The organism is Ottowia beijingensis (genome assembly GCF_013423955.1).
Classification (GTDB): domain Bacteria; phylum Pseudomonadota; class Gammaproteobacteria; order Burkholderiales; family Burkholderiaceae_C; genus Ottowia; species Ottowia beijingensis.
Window position 1 is genome coordinate 1 of record NZ_JACCKX010000002.1, and the last position, 19,241, is coordinate 19,241.

At 62.6% G+C, this 19,241-nt stretch carries 11 protein-coding genes and 6 pseudogenes; 14 read left to right on the top strand and 3 right to left on the bottom strand.

The genetic code is table 11. The features are described 5' to 3' along the window. A pseudogene (locus H0I39_RS19785) lies at positions 1–512 on the bottom strand (ABC transporter ATP-binding protein); the annotation flags it as partial. A gap of 984 nt (positions 513–1,496) precedes the next feature. Here H0I39_RS19785 and H0I39_RS22830 point away from each other — a divergent pair. After that, positions 1,497–1,760, top strand: coding sequence for a MarR family transcriptional regulator (locus H0I39_RS22830; RefSeq protein ID WP_308645953.1), 264 nt, complete (start codon positions 1,497–1,499; stop codon positions 1,758–1,760). Positions 1,761–1,988: 228 nt separating this feature from the next. Here the strand turns inward: H0I39_RS22830 and H0I39_RS19795 are convergent, their stop codons facing one another. Both H0I39_RS19795 and H0I39_RS19800 read right to left on the bottom strand, forming a co-directional pair. Further along, the gene (locus tag H0I39_RS19795) at positions 1,989–2,285 is read right to left on the bottom strand and encodes a DUF1330 domain-containing protein (protein ID WP_180551896.1); all 297 of its coding nucleotides are present in this window, start codon (positions 2,283–2,285) and stop codon (positions 1,989–1,991) included. 59 nt (positions 2,286–2,344) lie between these two features. After that, positions 2,345–3,307 (bottom strand): NADPH:quinone oxidoreductase family protein, encoded by a 963-nt coding sequence (locus H0I39_RS19800; RefSeq protein ID WP_180551897.1) that lies wholly within the window; start codon positions 3,305–3,307, stop codon positions 2,345–2,347. A 344-nt stretch (positions 3,308–3,651) separates the two neighbouring features. On the opposite strand from H0I39_RS19800, the gene H0I39_RS19805 reads away from it, so the two are divergent. From H0I39_RS19805 to pntB, 13 genes and pseudogenes are all read left to right on the top strand, one after another. Then, entirely contained in the window at positions 3,652–4,557 is a 906-nt protein-coding gene (locus H0I39_RS19805) for an MFS transporter (protein WP_257646274.1), read from the top strand. Continuing rightward, complete coding sequence (locus H0I39_RS22835; protein ID WP_308645945.1) at positions 4,545–4,997, top strand: MFS transporter; 453 nt, start codon at positions 4,545–4,547, stop codon at positions 4,995–4,997. The genes H0I39_RS19805 and H0I39_RS22835 overlap by 13 nt, the downstream gene beginning before the upstream one ends. Before the next feature lie 313 nt (positions 4,998–5,310). Then, positions 5,311–7,335, top strand: a pseudogene (locus H0I39_RS24380) (oxidoreductase). Between the two features lie 28 nt (positions 7,336–7,363). Continuing rightward, a pseudogene (locus H0I39_RS19815) lies at positions 7,364–9,009 on the top strand (AMP-binding protein). A 28-nt stretch (positions 9,010–9,037) separates the two neighbouring features. Continuing rightward, entirely contained in the window at positions 9,038–9,805 is a 768-nt protein-coding gene (locus H0I39_RS19820) for a glucose 1-dehydrogenase (protein ID WP_180551543.1), read from the top strand. A gap of 18 nt (positions 9,806–9,823) precedes the next feature. After that, complete coding sequence (gene badI / locus H0I39_RS19825; protein WP_180551542.1) at positions 9,824–10,624, top strand: 2-ketocyclohexanecarboxyl-CoA hydrolase; 801 nt, start codon at positions 9,824–9,826, stop codon at positions 10,622–10,624. Next, on the top strand, positions 10,621–11,028 hold the full coding sequence (locus H0I39_RS23585; RefSeq protein ID WP_307776935.1) for an enoyl-CoA hydratase/isomerase family protein: 408 nt from the start codon (positions 10,621–10,623) through the stop codon (positions 11,026–11,028). Before badI ends, H0I39_RS23585 begins: the two co-directional genes overlap by 4 nt. Before the next feature lie 55 nt (positions 11,029–11,083). Beyond that, positions 11,084–11,392 (top strand): enoyl-CoA hydratase/isomerase family protein, encoded by a 309-nt coding sequence (locus H0I39_RS23590; RefSeq protein ID WP_308645897.1) that lies wholly within the window; start codon positions 11,084–11,086, stop codon positions 11,390–11,392. An 86-nt stretch (positions 11,393–11,478) separates the two neighbouring features. Beyond that, entirely contained in the window at positions 11,479–12,045 is a 567-nt protein-coding gene (locus tag H0I39_RS24755; RefSeq protein WP_307776936.1) for an EamA family transporter, read from the top strand. A gap of 335 nt (positions 12,046–12,380) precedes the next feature. Further along, positions 12,381–13,174, top strand: a pseudogene (locus tag H0I39_RS19840) (enoyl-CoA hydratase-related protein). Between the two features lie 146 nt (positions 13,175–13,320). Then, positions 13,321–15,111: an acyl-CoA dehydrogenase gene (locus H0I39_RS19845; RefSeq protein ID WP_180551898.1), complete on the top strand. Its 1,791-nt coding sequence runs from the start codon at positions 13,321–13,323 to the stop codon at positions 15,109–15,111. Positions 15,112–15,447: 336 nt separating this feature from the next. Further along, a pseudogene (locus tag H0I39_RS19850) lies at positions 15,448–17,044 on the top strand (Re/Si-specific NAD(P)(+) transhydrogenase subunit alpha). Positions 17,045–17,083: 39 nt separating this feature from the next. Continuing rightward, positions 17,084–18,494 (top strand): annotated as a pseudogene (gene pntB / locus H0I39_RS19855) (Re/Si-specific NAD(P)(+) transhydrogenase subunit beta). The last annotated feature ends 747 nt before the right edge of the window (positions 18,495–19,241 follow it).

Sequence of the window (19,241 nt, forward strand, 5' to 3'; positions counted from 1 at the left end):
AGCATCAGCTCTGGCTCGGGGCCAGGGTGGTGGCTAGTTCGAGCGCGCTTGCGGCCGTAGGGCAGTTCCACGGCCTTCACGCCGGCCAGGCCACCGAGGCCGACCGACTCGAGCAGTTCCATGGCTCTGGCGTCATGCACGCTCAACGCTTTCTCATGGCGCCAGAACTCGAAGGACGCGCTTTGCCTGCGCTGAAGCGCAACCCGCACGTTTTGCAACACGGTGAGATGCGGGAACGTGGCCGAGATCTGGAAGGACCGGACGATGCCCCTGCGAGCAGTTTTCGCGGGGGTCTCGTGGGTGATGTCGTCGCCGCGGTAGCGGATGGTGCCGCTGGACACCGGCAGAAACTTCGTCAGCAAGTTGAACACCGTCGTCTTGCCAGCGCCGTTAGGGCCGATCAGGGCGTGGATCGAACCCCGGCGCACGCGCAGGTTGACCTTGTTCACGGCAGTGAAGCCACTGAACGTCTTGGTGAGATCGGTGGTCTCGAGGATGGTGTCGGATCCCATGGGCGTCCTTCTCGGGCTGATGGTGGGCAGAGCGGCGCGTCAGGCGTTGCGGGAGGCGAGGGCCTCGGTCGCATTCGGTCGTCGCCGGGTGGCTAAATCGGTCGTGCGAAGCTGTCGGGAAGAAGTGGGCCGGCCCGGGTGGACGGCCCTTGGAAGCAGATACCGGATCCCATACGTTGTCTCGTGAAACTTCTTGAAGTCTTTTGGATGCCGAGAATATACGTCAATAACTTGATATAAAAACTAGGGAAAACCTGGGGCTTTTACTGTGGTGTGAGAGATGTGGGTGGTTAAGGTATATAAGGATGTAGATGTGAATCCGGGGTGTCCTTGGCTCTGGCTCCTGTTTGGGGTGCCATGTTTCCCTGATGAACTGCTGGGCGCCAAGGCCGCGAGACACTGCGCGAGCGGCCGCGAAGTCCGTCGCCGTGATGGGCTTTGTGTGACTAGGCCGCTTTTCCTTTCGGGCCGCGGGCGTCAGCTTGTCGGACAGCGGGGTGATGACTTCCTTGAACGACTCTTGGCGACGCCGATGATCCGGGCGACCGCGGCAACTGCGGTAAAGCGCCGACATGAGGAGTGCCCCATCTCTTGGCGAGTACCTGACGGGCAATTTGGGCCCGGCCTTCAATCCAAAGGGGTTTATGTCAACATCCTTGCGCAAAGCCGCTAAGATGGACAAATGGCTGTCGATGCTCGCGGCGCTTAGGAAGACGCGTTTTCGCGGATCGCGGTACGGCGCCTGTCCGTCGTTCCCGTGAGGTGTTCAGCTACCTGATGGCTCGGTTCTGAACTCTTTGAAGCTCCTGACTACTAACCTGCGCATGTCTGATAACGAAAACTACGATCAATCGGTTTCCGCCGTTCACAACCGATTGTTTTTCGCCTGTTCCAAGCTGGCAACACCTTGATCGCCAGTCCGTCAAGGAGCTTGGCATCACCACAGTCCAGTGGGCGACGCTGGGAGCCTTGTCGCGTAAGCAGGTGAAGGATGGAATGTCGTTTTCCGACCTGGCGGACTATCTGGTCGTGAGCCGCCAGAGTCTCGATGGGGTTCTCAAGCGCCTGGAGCGCGAAGGGCACGTGGCTCGCGTCGTGGATCCAGCTGATAGGCGCGCCAAGAAAGTTGTGATGCTGCCACCGGGTCGGGCGTTCTGGGACGGAATCCAGCCAAGAATCTACGAGTTCTATCGTCAAGCGGTGGCAAGCTTTCGCTTCGACGACAAGATCTCTGCTGCACCACATTAACCAGCTCAATGACGGGATGTCGAAGGTCGCCTTGAAATGGATGCTATCCCTGAGGAAGATGAGGGCTAGAACCGAGATTCCGAGGTGAGTTATCGTCCGCTGTAGGGCGTTCTGGTTGAGCGTCATGGCTAGGGCGCCACGTCGCCGGAGGTGGATCCGAGGCAATGCAACGGCAACGGTGGTTCAAGCGTTTGCTTGATCGGGAGCAAGGGTGTCCGTCTGCACGCCTCACGAAACTTCGCCAAATCCTTCCACGATCATGAGAGATCCTTTCGAGGCTCCTTGGCGAATTGGTACCAGCGCCTGGTACTCGGGTGATTCGTACCAGGCGCGGGCTTGGGCCACGGACGGGAACTCCAGGACGACGAGGCGGTCTGCTGGAAGCGCTCCTTCGCGCAGTTCCTTGGCTCCGTTGCGGATGAGGTACTTGCCGCCATGGGCTGCGATCGTTGCAGGTGCGCCTGCTGCATAGGCATAGCTTGACGGATCTTCCACGTCAATGAATGCCAGCACGTAGCCTTTCATCCAAGTCTCCGAAGTGAGTAGTGAACAGTGCTAGTGGATGGTTAGGACAAGCTTCCCGATCACCCTCTTGATGTCAGCCGGGCGGCTGCGTCAGCGAAAGATTCAAGAGCGAACACTTGCGTGATGTGTGGGCGCAAGAGTCCCTGCAGGTAGAGTTCGTTCAGTTTTGCTTGAGCCTCTGCGACGAGCTCGGGCGAGTAGGTCGGGTAGTCCGTCCACTGCATACCGGAGACAGAGATGTTCTTGAGCAGCAGGTAGGAGCCTTTGATCACCGGAATCTTGCCAGCGGCGAACCCGATGATCACCGCCCGGCCGCGCCGCGCGAGCGAGCGAATGCACGCATCGAACACATCGCCGCCCACGGGATCGAGGAAGACGTCGGCTCCTTTTCCATTCGTAGCGCGATGCACTTGCTCGCGAGTGGACTCGGGAAGGTTGGCGGCCGAGAGGTCAATCACCTCATCGGCTCCGGATTGATGCACTGCTTTCGCCTGGGCTTCCGAGGTCACGCCCGCGAGGACTTTCGCGCCTAGGGCCTTGGCGATCTGAACGGCGGCAAGCCCTACACCCCCGGCAGCTCCACTGATCAGCACGGTCTCTCCGTTGCGGAAATTGCCGCGGTCCGTGAGCGCAAAGTACGCCGTCTGGTACACGAGGCCCATCGCGGCCGCATCAGCGAAGGGCATTTCTGTTGGTATCTTTGTTGCGCTCGACTGAGGAACGGACAGGCGACTTGCGAAGCAGCCGTTCTCCACTTGGGCCACAACGTGGTCCCCTTGCTTGAAGGTGCGGACGTTCGGGCCGACGGCCTCCACGATGCCAGCTGCGTCCTTTCCAGGAGTGAACGGGCGCTCGGGAAGGATTTGGTACTTCCCGCTCATGACCAGGAGATCGGGAAAGTTGAGAGACGCTGCTTTGACAGCGATCAGGATGTCATCGGAGCCGACAACCGGTTCGGCCACTTCTTCGACGTGATGTGTGCGAGGGTCCTCGCTGAACTGACGAATGAGTACGGCTTTCATGCTGCTCGGAGGGGGGGGGTGATGGGGACGTGTCAAAACTACGGACTCAAGTTGCCCAATTCTGCTGATGATTCTGATGCGTCGATTCTTGGAATTATGTAATCATATTTGCATAGATCGGTTTGATTTTCCGTATAAATATAGGTGTAAACCCTAGTCTTTAGAGAAATTATGTATCAATAACTTGATATAAATTGCTGGCTCTGCAAAGATCGCGCCGTCGCTAGAGCGATGGGCTGCGCGCAGGTCTGTTCTGGTCGCTTGTGCTTCGCATGAGCGCGCCGATGTAGCACGTCTTGGTCGTGGTTCCGATGTATCCCTACCGAAACAAGGAGACAAGACCCATGCGAGAGATCAACGTGCACGAACTTGCCGATGAGGCCAAGTTCAATCGTTTCCATGCCAAGGTGCTGGCCTGGTGCTTCGTGGTCATCATCATTGATGGCTATGATTTGGCGGTCGCTGGAGCGGCGCTTCCGGCCATCATGAAGGAGATGGGCGTGGAAGCCGCGACCGCTGGCTTCATGGCCAGCTCGGCTCTGTTCGGGATGATGTTCGGCGCTATCTTTCTGGGCGCGCTGTCGGACAAGATCGGCCGCCGTTGGACGATCTCTCTTTGTGTTTCTCTTCAGCGTATTCACCGCGGCAGCGGGGCTGACCAAAGATCCTGTCACCTTCAGCATCGCGCGCTTCATCGCGGGCTGGGCATTGGCGGCGTGATGCCGAACATCACAGCTCAGATGACCGAGTACGCGCCCAAGCGGATCCGGAGTTTCCTGACGACCGTGATGTTTTCCGGCTACGCCATCGGCGGCATTCTGGCTGCCGTGCTGGGAAAGCAGTTCATTGCGCAGTTTGGCTGGCAGATCGTGTTCTTTGCCGCCGGTGTCCCGGTGCTGCTGATCCCCTTCATCCTGAAGTCGATGCCTGAATCGCTGTCGTTCCTGGTATCCCGGCGAGACAGTGCGCAACTGCGTCAGATCGCCCAATCCATCGATCCGGGGTTGAAGATCGGCGCCAACGACACCTTCCATCCGCCTCGGGCCACCAATGCTGGGGCCGGTGCCACCGTAGCGCAACTGTTCCAAGATGGGCGCGGACTGAGCACGGTGATGTTCTGGGTGGCTTTCTTCACTGGCTTGTTCATGATCTACGCGCTCAGCACCTGGCTGACGAAGCTGATGGCCATGTCGGGCTACAGCCTTGGCTCCGCATTGAGTTTGTCATCGCACTCAATGTGGGTGCGGTGATCGGATCGATCGGCGGCGGGTGGCTTGCGGACCGGTTCCACATCAAATGGGTCGTGGTCTGCATGTACGCGTTGGGCGGCGTCTTCCTGTACATGATGACGCTGAAAACCTCGACGGAGGTGCTCTATTTCATCATCGCAGCGGTTGGGGCTTGCTCGACGGGGGCGCAAATTGTGGTCTACGCCTACAGCGGCCAGTACTACCCGTCAGACATTCGGTCCACCGGCATCGGCATGGCGTCGGGCATCGGGCGCATGGGGGCGATCGCTGCGCCTTTGCTGATCGGGTTGATCGTGTCCCTGCAACTTCCTCTTGAGCAGAACTTCCTGGTCATCGGTGCCGCAGGCGTTGTGGGAGCGATTGCGCTTGCGTGCATCAACCATGGCCGATCGGCTTCGGAACTGACCCTCAAGACCCTCAAGACGAGTACTGCCACGTGAGTGGCATGGATGTGGGGCCTCGCGGCCTGGCCAGGTGCTGCTAGCCCAACCTCGCCTTGCCGGGGAGGGGCGCCGCGCGTCGAATGCGAGTTCCACACCTGGTTCGGCATCCCCGCACGCCTGTAGGAGCTGTCATCGTCGTAGCGCCGATCGCTTTCATTTGTGTAGTGATGTTGATGGTTATTTGGATTGAGATGTTATATGAAGTAGGTGTTAACCCTGTATTTCTCAAATAAAATACGTCATGATCTTGACGTAAATTGATGGGGCGAGGATCATTGCACTCACCCCAAACCCAGCACGAGAGACAAACATGTCAACCTATCCACACCTCCTGAGCCCCTGCGCGTCGCTGGGGTAGATCTGCCGAACCGCATGGTGATGGGCGCAATGCATACGCGCCTGGAAACAATGGATCGTCCCCATGAAAGACTGGCGGCCTTCTACGCGGCCCGTGCCGCAGGTGAGATCGGCCTCATCCTTACCGGCGGCTACTCCCGTGCCCGAAGGGGTGATGGATGAAGGTGGTCTGGTGCTGCAAAAGCCCGGGGATTTGGGCGAGCATCGCGCGATCACCTCGGCGGTGAATGAGGCCGGTGGACGCATCGTCCTGCAGATTCTTCACGCAGGCCGTTATGCCAAGGTGTCCACCTGTGTGGCGCCGTCGGCCGGCAAGGCGCGGATCAACGTCTTTCCTCCACGTGCGCTGACGACCGAAGAGGTCTGGGCAACGGTCGAGAGCTTTGCGAACACATCGGCACTGGCAGAGCAGGCTGGCTACGTGGGTGTCGAAATCATGGGCTCCGAGGGCTACCTGATCAACGAGTTCACCGCAGCATTGACCAATCAGCGCGACGACGAGTTCGGCGGCGACTTTGATCGCCGGATCCGCTTCCCCTGAAATCGTGAAGGCCGTGCGGGCGCGGGTCTCGCCCGAATTCATGGTCATCTACCGCATCTCGTCCATCGACCTGATGGACGGGGGTATGACCGGCGAAGAAGTGGCCGAACTCGCCCGCCGGGTCGAAGCGGCGGGTGCCGACATGATCAACACCGGCATCGGCTGGCACGAATCGTCCGTGCCGACCATGGCAGCGCCGGTCCCGCGTGCGGCATGGATCGACGCGATCCGCAACGTGAAGCGTGCGGTCGGCATTCCGGTGATGGCGTCCAACCGCATCAATGCTCCTGATGTGGCTGAAGAGATCATCGCTTCCGGCGCTGCCGATCTGGTTTCGATGGCCCGTCCGCTGCTCGCCGATCCCGAGTTCGCCCGCAAGACGCGCGAGAACCGCGCCGACGAGATCAATACCTGCATCGCCTGCAACCAAGCCTGCCTTGACCGCATTTTTACCGACCGCGTGGCGACTTGCCTGGTGAACCCGAGGGCAGGGCGCGAGATCGAGTTCGACGATAGCAAGACCACCGCGCCCAAGCATTTCGCCGTTGTCGGTGGCGGCCTGCCGGCATGGCCTTTGCGATCAATGCCGCGCAGCGTGGTCATCGGGTCACCTTGTTCGAGGCAGGCGATCAGCTCGGTGGCCAACTGAATATGGCTCGCAAAGTGCCGGGCAAGAACGAGTTCAACGAAATGCTGCGCTACTTCCGGGTCTCGCTGGAGCGCCTGAAGGTCGCGGTGCATCTGAAAACCCGAGCCGATGCGGAGGATCTCGCCGCGCGTGTGCGTTCGGGTGAGTTCGACGAGGTGGTGATTGCGACGGGCGTGATCCCGCGCGAGCCCGAGATCAAAGGCCTTGATCACCCGAAGGTGGTCAGCTACCTGGATGTGCTGGCCAACGGCGTGCCGGTGGGCAACAAGGTCGCTATCATCGGCGCGGGCGGAATCGGCTTCGACGTGGCCGAGTACCTGGTCGGCAGTGCCGAGGAGTCGCTCAAGCCAAAGGTATTCATGGATGCCTGGGGTGTGGATACGGCCATTCGCAGCGCGGGCGGGCTCAAGGCGCCTGCGCAGCACGGCACCGAGCGCGTCATCCACATGTTCCAACGCAAGCCCGAGTCACTGGGCAAGAACTTGGGCAAGTCCACCGGGTGGATTCTCAAGGCCAAGCTGCGCAAGGCAGGCGTGGCGATGACGGCCGGAGCAAGTTACCAGGCCGTTGACGACCAGGGCCTGCACTACAGCGTGAATGGCGAGGCTCGCGTATTGGACGCGGACACTGTCATCCTCTGCGCGGGACAGCTCTCGAACCGGACGCTGTTTGATGGTTTGGCCGAGCGAGGCGTCAAGCCCTACGTGATCGGCGGAGCCGATGTTGCTGCCGAATTGGACGCATTGCGCGCCATCGACCAGGCAACGCGTCTGGCCGTTTCGTTCTGACTTTGACAGCCCTAACTCAGAGACAAGCATGACGAACAAATTCAAACAAGGTCTTGACAAGAACCCGGCCAACTACCAGCCACTGACCCCGCTGGCGTTGCTCGACCGAGCGGCGGACATCCATCCAGACCGCATCGCTGTCATTCATGGCGAGCGGCGCTATACATGGGCCGCCTACGCCCAGCGTTGCCGCAGCCTGGCACGCGCGTTGATCGGCGCGGGCATCCAGCGTGGAGATACGGTCGCCATCCTCGCGGCCAATATCCCCGAGATGCTGGAGGCGCAGTTTGGGGTGCCCATGGCGGGCGCTGTCGTCAACTCCATCAACATCCGCCTGGACGCGGCGGCGATCGCCTTCATCCTGCAGCATTCCGAGACCCGGTTGCTGATGGTGGACCAGCAATTTGCCGAGGTGGCGCGTGCGGCGGTGAAGCTCTCCGGCTTGCAAATGGATGTGGTGGACATCCGTGCAAGCGACGTCCCAGACGCCGACCCGGTGGGTGTGATCGACTACGAGCGTTTCCTGGCCGATGCGCCTGCTGATGCGCAGCTGCGCTACCCCGAGGACGAGTGGGACGCCATCGCGTTGAACTACACCTCGGGAACCACGGGCAACCCCAAGGGCGTGGTCTACCACCACCGTGCGGCCTATCTCAATGCGCTCGGCACCTCCTCTATGCGCGGTTGAACGTAGGAGTCCCGGTCTACCTGTGGACCTTGCCGCTGTTCCATTGCAACGGCTGGTGCTATGCGTGGGCCCTGGCCGCCGTGGCCGGGACGAGTGTGTGCCTGCGCAAGGTGGTCGCGGAGGACATCTACGACGCCATCGGCCAGCATAGCGTGACGCATTTCTGCGGCGCCCCGGCGGTGCTCAGTTCGCTGATCGCAGGCAAGCCGCAGAACTGGAGCAAGCCAAGCTCCCCATCTGGGTCGCCTGCGCCGGAGCCTCGCCGCCAGTGTCGGTGATCGCTCAAACCGAGGCCCTGGGCTTCGAGGTGCTGCACGTGTATGGCATGACTGAGCAGCACGGTGTCAACACCACCTGCGTGCCTCAGGATTCGTGGGCCGCCATGCCGGCTGAAGAGCGTCTGCGCCACATGGGCCGTCAGGGCGTTCGCACGGCGGTCGCGGGAGACATGATGGTGGCCAATCCCCATACCCTGCAGCCCGTGTCCCGCGACGGCAAGACGATCGGCGAGGTGCTTTTCCGAGGAATCTGGGCATGAAGGGCTACCTCAAGAACCCCGAGGCTACGCGAGAGGCCTTCGAGGGTGGCTGGATGCACAGTGGCGATCTGGCCGTGGTGTATGAGGACGGCTACATCGAGATCAAGGACCGCTCAAGGACATCATCATTTCCGGCGGCGAGAACGTCTCTTCCATCGAGGTCGAGGAGGTCCTGTTCACGCACCCGGCGGTGTTCCAGGCCGCGGTGGTCGCCGTGCCGGACGAGAAATGGGGTGAGGTCCCCTGTGCAGTGCTGGAGCTGCATCCGCAGCACGTCGGCACCTTGACGCAGGAAGAGGTCATCCAGTTCTGCCGCGCCAGGCTACCGGGTTTCAAGACGCCGAAGCACGTGCTCTTCGAGCCCATCGTGCGCACTGCCACCGGCAAGCTGCAGAAATTCAAGCTGCGCGACCACGTCGCTCAGGTCATCGCCAACCGCAATCACTGACTCAATTTATTTACAGGAGAGCATTCCCATGCGTGGACTCAAAGACAAAGTGGCCATCATCACTGGCGCAGCCGGCGGCATCGGGCGCAGCCTGGTGCAGCGTTTCCTGGAGGAGGGTGCGCGCGTCGCCGCACTGGATCTGAACCAGGCTGGCCTCGATGAAATCAAGGGCCAGTTCCAACAGTACGCGGGTCAGCTGACCACGGCTCAGCTGGATATCACGGATCACGACGCGGTTGCCAAGGCTGTGCAGAAGATCCACGCCGATCTCAAGCAGATCGACATCCTCGTCAACAACGCCGGCTGGGACGTGGCCAAGCAGTTTGTCGAGACCACGCCCGATCTGTGGGACAAACTGATCGCGATCAACCTCAAGGGCCCCCTGAGCCTGCAGCATGCCGTGGTGCCTTTCATGGTGGCGGCCGGCGGCGGCAAGATCGTCAACATCGCCTCCGATGCGGGGCGCGTCGGTTCGTCCGGCGAATCCGTCTACTCCGCATGCAAGGGCGGCATCATCGCCTTCAGCAAGACGCTGGCCCGTGAGACGGCACGCAGCAATGTGCGCGTCAACGTGGTGTGCCCGGGGCCCACCGATACCGCGCTGCTGCAGTCCTTCACGGGCGGCGGCGAGTTCGGCCAGAAGATCTACGACGGTCTCAAGCGGGCCATTCCCCTGAAGCGCCTTGGCCAGCCCGAGGACATTCCCGGCGCCGTGGCGTTCCTCTCCAGCGACGACGCCAACTTCATCACCGGCCAGGTCATCTCGGTGTCCGGCGGCCTGACCATGCACGGCTAACCCCACCAGGAGACGACCATGAGCAACTACACGGACATCCTCTACGAAGTGAAGGGCGGCGTTGCCCGCATCTCCATCAACCGTCCCGAAAAGTACAACGCATTTCGCGGCAAGACCTGCGACGAACTGATCGACGCGCTGCACCGTGCCGGCTGGGACAAGAGCATTGGCGTCATCGTGCTCACCGGCGTGGGCGAGAAGGCGTTCTGCACAGGGGGCGACCAGTCGGCCCATGATGGTGGCTACGACGGCCGGGGCCTGATCGGTCTGCCGGTCGAGGAACTGCAAGGAATGATCCGCGAGGTGCCGAAGCCCGTGATTGCCCGCGTCAATGGCTTTGCCATCGGTGGCGGCAACGTGCTGGTGACCTGCTGCGATCTCGCGATTGCTGCGGACACGGCTCAGTTCGGCCAGGTCGGCCCGAAGGTCGGCTCGGTGGATCCCGGCTTTGGCACGGCCTATCTCGCCCGCGTGGTTGGCGAGAAGAAAGCCCGTGAGATCTGGTATCTGTGCCGCCGCTACAAGGCGCAGGAAGCGCTCGCCATGGGGCTAGTCAACGCTGTCGTTCCCATGGCGGAACTGGATGCCGAAGTCGATCGCTGGTGCCAGGAAATCATGGAAAAGAGCCCGACAGCGATTGCCATCGCCAAGCGCTCCTTCAACGCCGATTCGGATTCGATCCGTGGTATTGGCGGCCTGGGCATGCAGGCGCTGGCGCTGTACTACGGTACCGAAGAGTCTCACGAGGGTGTCAAGGCGTTCCTGGAGAAGCGCAAGCCGCGTTTCCGTCCCCAATCCGACGAAGGCAGCCAGGCATGAGCGCGGAGCTGACCTACCGTGATGGTGTCGCGATCCTGACGCTGAACCGCCCGAAGGCCTTGAATGCGCTGAACGCCGAGATGGTCGGAGAGATCTCCAACCGTCTTGACGAGGTCGCGGTATCGGACGCCCGGGCACTGCTCATCGTTGGTGCAGGCGGCGGCAAGTCCTTCTGCGCGGGCGCCGATGTGAGCGAACTGCAGGGCAAGAATGCCGGCGAGCAGCGCGAAACCGCACGGCGTGGTCAGTTGGCGTTCGCCAAGCTGGACAGCCTGCGCATTCCTTCCGTCGCAGTCATCACTGGCGTGGCGTTCGGGGGCGGGCTCGAGCTGGCGATGGCGTGCACCTTTCGGATCGCGACGCCCACGTCGCGGCTCGGCCTCCCGAGATCAAGCTGGGCCTGATTCCCGGCTACGGGGAACGCAGCGGCTGCCGCGCCTGGTGGGCGTTGGGCGAGCTGTGGAGTTGATTGCCAGCGGCCGTGCGATCGATGCCCAGGAAGCAGAGCGCATCGGCCTGATCCATCGCATCGTCGAGGTCGAGGATCCGATCGATGCGGGAGTCGCCTATCTGAAGAGCCTCGGCGAGCCGTTTCCGGCGTCCCTGGGCCATGCGCTCGAGGCGATCCGGCATTCGCAGTCCATGCGCATGGAGGACGGGCTGCAGCAGGAGGCGGAGTGTTTCTCGGCGGCGACCCAGACCGGTGATGCCGTCGAAGGAGTCACTGCCTTCCTGGGCAAGCGCAAGCCTCTGTTCACCGGACACTGAGTGGTTTCCCGCAGTCTTTGATTCAGGGAGTCCCTATTTCCAGCGCATCTGATCTCCGGGAGCCAGCGCATTCGGCGGCAAGTCCGATGCTGGTGCGCTCGATGCCCCTTGTGTTCGTGGTCATCTGGGCCACGGGCTTTGTCGTGGCCAGGTACGGCATGCCGCATTCGCCGCCCATGAAGTTCCTGGCGGTTCGCTATGCCTTGTCCGTCGGCTGCTTTGGCATTTGGGCCGTTGCCGCCCGGGCGACGTGGCCGCGGGACGCCCGGAGCTGGCTGCACCTGAGCGTCACCGGGATGCTGATGCACGCCATCTACTTGGGCGGCGTGTGGGCCGCAGTGAAGATGGGGATGGGCGCGGGCCTGACTGCATTGCTCGTCGGGTTGCAGCCCGTTCTGACGGCGATCTGGCTTTCCCGCCGAGGCGGCAGCGTGACAAGAGCCCAATGGGTGGGGCTTGTTCTCGGACTGCTGGGATTGCTGCTGGTGGTTTGGGCAAAGCTGGGGTTCGGGGAGGTCGGCCCTGCCAGTTTGGGTTGCGCGTTGACGGCTCTGCTGGCCATCACCATGGGAACCCTGTACCAGAAGCGCTTCGTGGCTCCTGCGATGTTCGGACCGCCAGCTTCATCCAATTGCTGGCGGCGTTTGTGGTGACCACACCTCTGGCGTTGCTGGAAACGGAGCCGATGCGGTGGGTCGGCGCCGCTGGGGGCCTGAATTCGGGCTGGCGGGGGCCATGGCCTGGTCCGTGCTGGGGCTGACGTTGGGAGGCAGCTCTTTGCTGTATCTGTTGATCCAGCGAGGCGCCGCAACCTCCGTCACCAGTCTTTTCTACCTAGTACCTCCCACGACAGCGGTGATGGCGTGGGTGCTTTTGGCGAGCCGGTCACGGGGCTGACGGTCGCCGGGATGGTCGTCACCGCAATCGGCGTCGGGATCGTCGTGCGCAAGCCGAACTGATTCCGATCACGTCCTGAAGGAGTTGAAGCATGACATTCAAGAACATTCTTTTCACGGTGGACAGCGGCGTGGCGCGCATCGTGCTGAACCGGCCGGAGAAGCTCAACAGCCTGGACGCCGAGACCATGGTGGAGCTCCATGAGGCCATGTCCCGAATTGAAGCCGACCGCCAGTTGCGGGTGCTGGTGCTTGGCGGGGCGGGACGTGCCTTCTGCGCGGGGCAGGATCTTGCCGATCCCGCCATGCAGGAGGTCGATGGCAAGTTGCCGGACATCGGCAATCTGGTGGAGCGGTACTTCAAGCCGCTGGTGATGCGCTTGCAGAGCCTGCAGGTTCCTACTGTCGCGGCGGTGCAAGGGTTGGCTGCGGGAGGCGGCGCATCCATCGCGCTGGCTTGCGATCTGGTGGTGGCCGCCCAATCCGCTTACTTTCTGCAAGCCTTCTCCAGGATCGGGCTGACGCCGGATACCGGCAGTACCTGGTTTCTCACGCGATCCGTTGGCACCGTGCGTGCTCTGGGTCTGGCAATGCTCGCCGAGAAGCTCCCAGCCGCGACGGCGGCTGAGTGGGGCTCATCTGGCAGGTGGTCGAGGACTCGAAGTTCGCCGGCACCATCGATGCCTTGGCAGCACAAATCGCCCAGATGCCGACCAAGGCGTTGGTACGCACCCGGCAGTTGATGCATGCGGCCACCAGCCATTCGCTGGAGCAGCAACTGTCCATGGAGGCCAGCTTCATTCGCGAAATGGGCTGGAGTGCCGACTACCGGGAAGGTCTGCAGGCGTTCTCCCAAAAGCGGCCCCCGAACTTCACCGGCGAGTGAGCGGCATGCTCTTGCAGCAAGCCCTTGCGATGTCTCAGGCAGCGGTACTTCACGACCGAGGCATCGCACACGGTTGGAGATCCGAATAAGAAATTTATCCATCTGTTTGCGTTGTTGAACGCAAGCGCTTCGCCACAGGAGGCACTATGAGTCAGTACACCCCACCTTTGCAGGACATGCAGTTCGTTCTGAATGAGCTCGCGGACCTGCATGAAATCGCAGCGCTGCCCGGCTATGGCGAGGCCACTCCCGACCTTGCTCGCGCAGTGCTGGAAGAGGCTGGAGTCTTTGCCTCGGAGGTCATCGCTCCTCTGAACCACTCGGGAGACATTGAGGGCGTTCGCCTTGAAGGTGGCGCGCCCCGTATGCCAGCGGGCTGGGCGCAGGCGTATGCGCGTTTCGTCGAGGCCGGTTGGCCTGCACTGTCCGCGCCTGAAGAGCAGGGCGGACAGAATCTTCCCGGCGTGCTGGCCGCTGCAGTCGAAGAAATGTGGAACAGCGGCAGCGTCGCGTTTGGCCTGCTGAGCCTGCTGTCGCGAGGCGCGGTGAACGTGCTGCGTCACGCTGGTTCGCCTGAACTGCAGCAGCGGTACCTGCCGCGCATGGTCAGCGGTGAATGGACCGGCACGATGGTGCTGACCGAGCCGCAGGCAGGCTGCCTTTCCGCCGTGCGCACCCGCGCCACCCGCGCGGCCGATGGCTCGTACCGATTGCATGGCACCAAGATCTTCATCACCTACGGGGACCACGATCTGGTTCCGAACGTGGTGCATCTGGTGCTTGCGAGGGTCGAAGGCGCCCCGGCCGGAACCAAGGGGATCTCGCTGTTCGCGGTGCCGAAGGTGCTGGTCAATGAAGATGGTTCGCTGGGCGAGCACAACGACGTGCGAGCAGTGTCGATCGAGCGCAAGCTCGGCCTGCATGCCACGCCCACGTGCGTCATGGCTTTCGGCGACGGTGCGGGAGCGGTCGGCTATCTGGTCGGTGAGGAGAACCGCGGGCTGGAGTACATGTTCATCATGATGAACTCGGCGCGCTTCGCCGTGGGCCTGGAGGGCATTGGGCTGGCCGAACGCGCTTACCAGAAGGCCAGGGCATATGCGCGGGAGCGGGTTCAAGGCGTGGAGCAAGGCGGTGAGACCAGCGCCAAAGTTGCGATCATCCGGCACCCCGATGTGCGCCGAATGCTGTTGAGCATGAAATCCCGGATTGAGGCCATGCGCGCGCTGGCGGCGGTGATGGCGGCAAGCATGGACCAGGCTGCGCTGAATCAGGATCCGGAAGTCCGGGATGCCCACCAGGCCTTCGTCGAACTGATGATGCCGGTCGCCAAGGGGTGGTTCACGGAAACCGGTCTGGATATCGCCTCCATGGGGATCCAGGTTCACGGCGGCGTGGGCTTCATCGAAGAAACCGGAGCCGCGCAGTATCTCCGCGACGCCCGCATCACGACGATCTATGAGGGCACGACCGGCATCCAGGCGATGGATCTGGTGGGACGCAAGATCGGCCGCGATGGCGGACGCGCGATTGGTGCGGTGATCGTGCGTATGCGGCAGGTCCAGGCTGACCTGGAATCCCATGCGCATGCCGAACTCCGCGCCATTGGTGCTCAGTTGAACAAGGGTATCGGCGACCTCGAGGCAGCAGTGGAGTCGCTTGTGAAGTCTTGGGAGGGCGGTCCCAAGCCTGCCCTGGCGGGTTCTGGTCCGTTCCTGGAGCTCCTGGGCATCGTCGCGGCTGGATGGCAAATGGGACGGGCCGCATTGGCTGCCGACCGCCTCCTCGCATCGGATCCTGGCTCGGACTTCTTGACCTACAAGATTTTGACCTGCCGCTTCTACGGTGACCACGTTCTTTCCAAATCGGCGGGGCTGCGGCATGCAATCGTCTCTGGCTCGGGCGCCACGCTGGAGTTCTCTGACGCAGCGTTCTGAAGAGGCAATTGCTTGTATTGCAGACGCGGTCACTCTCTGTGCCGTGAACCTGCGAATGCTGCAATCGGCCAGTCAAGCGGCCTGAATCTGCGGGAAGCCCCGGTGGGGATTCTCGTTGGGAATGCCGCCTGCGAAACCGTCGCTCTATCTCATGCCGCTGCAGGTGTTCATTCCGGGATACCCGCCAGTGAGGGATGGTTGCTAGAGGCGGTGAAGAGAAGAGGTTTGACGAAGTAGTTTCTTCAACGCTCCTTCGAGGGCAGGTGCACCGCTATGCACCAGAAGGAATGCCACATATCGAGAGGAGTATTCATGCAGTCAGCCCCCAGCGCAGCAATGCATCGCCGTGACGCCCAGTGCATTGGCATTCCCCGCGAAACCTTCCCGCTCGAAAAACGCGTCGCCACCGTGCCCGACGTGGTCGAAAAGCTCATTAAGCTGGGCTTCAAGGTCTCCATCGAATCCGGCGCGGGTGAAGCCGCCAACTTCAGCGACGATGCCTACCGCGCCGCCGGGGCCGAGGTGCTGCCGGACGCGGCCGCGCTGTGGGCCGCGTCGGACATCGTGTTCAAGGTGCGCCCGCCGAGCGAGGCCGAAGTCGGCCTGATGCGCGAAGGCGGCACGCTGATCGACTTCATCTGGCCCGCGCAGAACCCCGAGCTGATGCAGCAGCTGGCCGCCAAGAAGACCACGGTGCTGGCCATCGACTGCCTGCCGCGCACGCTCTCGCGCGCGCAGAAGATGGATGCGCTGACCTCCACCGCCGGCGTCTCCGGCTACCGCGCCGTCATCGAGGCGGCCAATGCCTTCGGCCGCTACTTCAACGGCCAGATCACGGCCGCGGGCAAGGTGCCTCCGGCCAAGGTCTTCATCGCCGGCGCGGGCGTGGCCGGCCTGGCTGCCATCGGCACGGCGGCCAACCTGGGTGCCATCGTTCGCGCCAACGACACGCGCGCCGAGGTGGCCGACCAGGTCAAGTCGCTGGGCGGCGAGTTCGTCAAGGTGGACTACGAGGAAGACGGCTCGGGCGGCGGCGGCTACGCCAAGGTCATGAGCGAGGGCTTCCAGGCTGCGCAGCGCAAGATGTACGCGGAGCAGGCAAAGGACGCCGACATCATCATCACCACCGCGCTGATCCCCGGCAAGCCTGCGCCCAAGCTCATCACCGCCGAGATGGTGCAGAGCATGAAGCCCGGCAGCGTGATCGTGGACATGGCCGCCGAGCAGGGCGGCAACTGCGAGCTCACCGTGCCCGGCGAGGCCGTGGTGCGCCATGGCGTGACCCTCATCGGCTACACCGACCTGGCCTCGCGCCTGGCCAAGCAGTCGTCCACGCTGTACGCCACCAACCTGCTGCGCCTGACCGAAGAGCTGTGCAAGGCCAAGGACGGCGTGGCCGTGGTCAACATGGAAGACGAGGCGATCCGCGGCCTCACCGTGGTCAAGGACGGCGCCATCACCTGGCCCGCACCGCCCCTCAAGCAGGCGCCCGCACCGGCGCCCAAGGCCGCGGCCGCGGCGGTGGCCGAGAAGAAGAACGGCCACGGCCATGGCGCGGCGCGCCCATGTCCGCCAAGGCGCTGACCATTATCTTCGCCGTGGCGGCCGTGCTGTTCTGGCTCATTGGCGCCTATGCGCCCGCGGCCTTCCTGGGCCACTTCACGGTCTTCGTGCTGGCGTGCTTCATCGGCTACATGGTGGTGTGGAACGTGACGCCCGCGCTGCACACGCCGCTGATGAGCGTGACCAACGCCATCTCCAGCATCATCGCCATCGGCGCGCTGGTGCAGATCGCACCCCCGAGGCGGGGACCAACGGACGGCCCGATGGGCTCATCATGTGGCTGGCGTTCGCCGCCCTGGTGCTCACGGCCGTCAACATGTTCGGCGGCTTTGCCGTCACGCGCCGCATGCTGGCCATGTTCCGCAAGTAGGCATCGCCACAACAAGAAGAACGAGGAGAGCACAACACCATGTCCCCAAGTCTCGCCACGGTCGCCTACCTGGGCGCCGCCATCCTGTTCATCCTCAGCCTGGGTGGCCTGTCCAACCCGGAGACCTCGCGCCGCGGCAACCTGTTCGGCATGATCGGCATGGCGCTGGCCGTGCTGGCCACGGTGTTCGGCCCGCGCGTCAGCCCCTCGGGCATCACCTGGATCGTCATCGCGCTGGTCATCGGCGGCGCCATCGGCCTGTACGCGGCCAAGGTCGTCAAGATGACCCAGATGCCGGAGCTGGTCGCGCTCATGCACAGCCTGGTGGGCCTGGCGGCCTGCCTGGTGGGTTTTGCCAGCTACATCGACACCTCGGTGCAGTTCCAGGGCGCGGAAAAGATCATCCACGAGGTGGAGATCTACATCGGCATCCTGATCGGCGCCGTCACCTTCTCCGGTTCGCTGATCGCCTTCGGCAAGCTCAACGGCAAGATCGGCGGCAAGCCGCTGCTGCTGCCGGCGCGCCACTGGCTCAACCTGGTCGCGCTCCTGGTCGTGATCTGGTTCGGCCGCGTGTTCCTGAACGCGCACGGCCCCGGCGCGGGCATGACGGCGCTGGTCGTGATGACCGTGATCGCGCTGCTCTTCGGCGTGCACATGGTGATGGCGATTGGCGGCGCCGACATGCCGGTGGTGGTGTCCATGCTCAACAGCTACTCGGGCTGGGCGGCCGCGGCCACCGGCTTCATGCTGAACAACGACCTGCTGATCGTCACCGGCGCGCTGGTGGGCTCGTCGGGCGCGATCCTGAGCTACATCATGTGCACCGCGATGAACCGCAACTTCATCAGCGTGATCGCCGGCGGCTTCGGCTCGGGCGCGCCCAAGAAGGCCGATGGTGGCGCCGCTGCCGCCGAGCCGCAGGGCGAGGCGGTGCCCATCAGCGCCGTCGAAACGGCCGAGCTGCTGCGCGAGGCCAAGAGCGTCATCATCGTACCCGGCTACGGCATGGCCGTGGCCCAGGCCCAGCACACGGTGAACGAAATCACCCAGACCCTGCGCGCCAAGGGCGTGGAAGTGCGCCATCCACCCGGTGGCGGGCCGCATGCCCGGCCACATGAACGTGCTGCTGGCCGAGGCCAAGGTGCCCTACGACATCGTGATGGAGATGGACGAGATCAACGAGGACTTCCCCGACACCGACGTGGCCATGGTCATCGGCGCGAACGACATCGTGAACCCCAGCGCCCTGGAAGACCCGGACAGCCCTATCGCCGGCATGCCGGTGCTGGAAGTGTGGAAGGCCAAGACCAGCATCGTGATGAAGCGTTCCATGGCCTCGGGCTACGCCGGCGTGGACAACCCGCTGTTCTACAAAGAGAACAACCGCATGCTGTTCGGGGATGCGAAGAAGATGTTGGACGAAGGGCTGGCCGCGCTCAAAGGCTGAGGGCGAGTGTGCGAGTCGAGTCCGAGAACTGATACGACGACTGAATGGGCACGTATCTGCTCGGAGGATGTAAGGGTGGTGGGGGCGTTCAGGAGTCCAGAACGAGAGGTTTGTGCAGCAAGTTCGCTTGCATCGGATGGCGATTCAATTCTCGAAGTGGGCGGACAGAGGGGAAGCCTATGCCAAGTCATAACACTCACGTCCTCAGTGAAGAGGAGATCGCTGAAGGTGCTCAACGCATCCGCGGCCGTAGTCATCAGCCTCATGAAGATCTGGGGCTGTACTTTCTCCTCTTGGCCACTGGGGCTCGACCGTTGGAGATCGCGCGTCTGGAGATCCGAGACTACCTTGACCCCACTGGGGCGTGCGCCACTCGTCCGAGTTTCGACCAGAGGTCGCGATCAATGGCCGGTCGCGGCCATTGTTCTTTCGCAGCTCTAGGCTAGATGAGGTTCTGAGCAGCTATCTCGCCGAGCGCGTTCTCCGAAAACTCGGACTTGGTGACGATAGGGCATATAGAGGGCTCGATCCAACCACTCGACTGTTCTTGTCTTCCAGTGGACGGGGTTTTGAAATCACGCCGTACGAAGCGAACGGTCAGAGGCAGTTTCAATGCCGCAGCATCCTGGAAGCCTATCGCAAGATCTTCTGCTATGCCGAGCTCAAGAATATGACGGCGCTTCGAGCGCGCCATACTGTTGCGGCAAAGCTGTATGCGAGAGGGCGGACGAAGTGCAAGTTGGACTG

Coding starts and splice junctions, on each gene's coding strand:
- H0I39_RS19820 (WP_180551543.1), top strand. CDS start 9,038: ATGCGTGGACTCAAAGACAAAGTGGCCATCATCACTGGCGCAGCCGGC.
- H0I39_RS19805 (WP_257646274.1), top strand. CDS start 3,652: ATGCGAGAGATCAACGTGCACGAACTTGCCGATGAGGCCAAGTTCAAT.
- H0I39_RS19800 (WP_180551897.1), bottom strand. CDS start 3,307: ATGAAAGCCGTACTCATTCGTCAGTTCAGCGAGGACCCTCGCACACAT.
- badI (WP_180551542.1), top strand. CDS start 9,824: ATGAGCAACTACACGGACATCCTCTACGAAGTGAAGGGCGGCGTTGCC.
- H0I39_RS19845 (WP_180551898.1), top strand. CDS start 13,321: ATGAGTCAGTACACCCCACCTTTGCAGGACATGCAGTTCGTTCTGAAT.
- H0I39_RS24755 (WP_307776936.1), top strand. CDS start 11,479: ATGCTGGTGCGCTCGATGCCCCTTGTGTTCGTGGTCATCTGGGCCACG.
- H0I39_RS19795 (WP_180551896.1), bottom strand. CDS start 2,285: ATGAAAGGCTACGTGCTGGCATTCATTGACGTGGAAGATCCGTCAAGC.
- H0I39_RS23585 (WP_307776935.1), top strand. CDS start 10,621: ATGAGCGCGGAGCTGACCTACCGTGATGGTGTCGCGATCCTGACGCTG.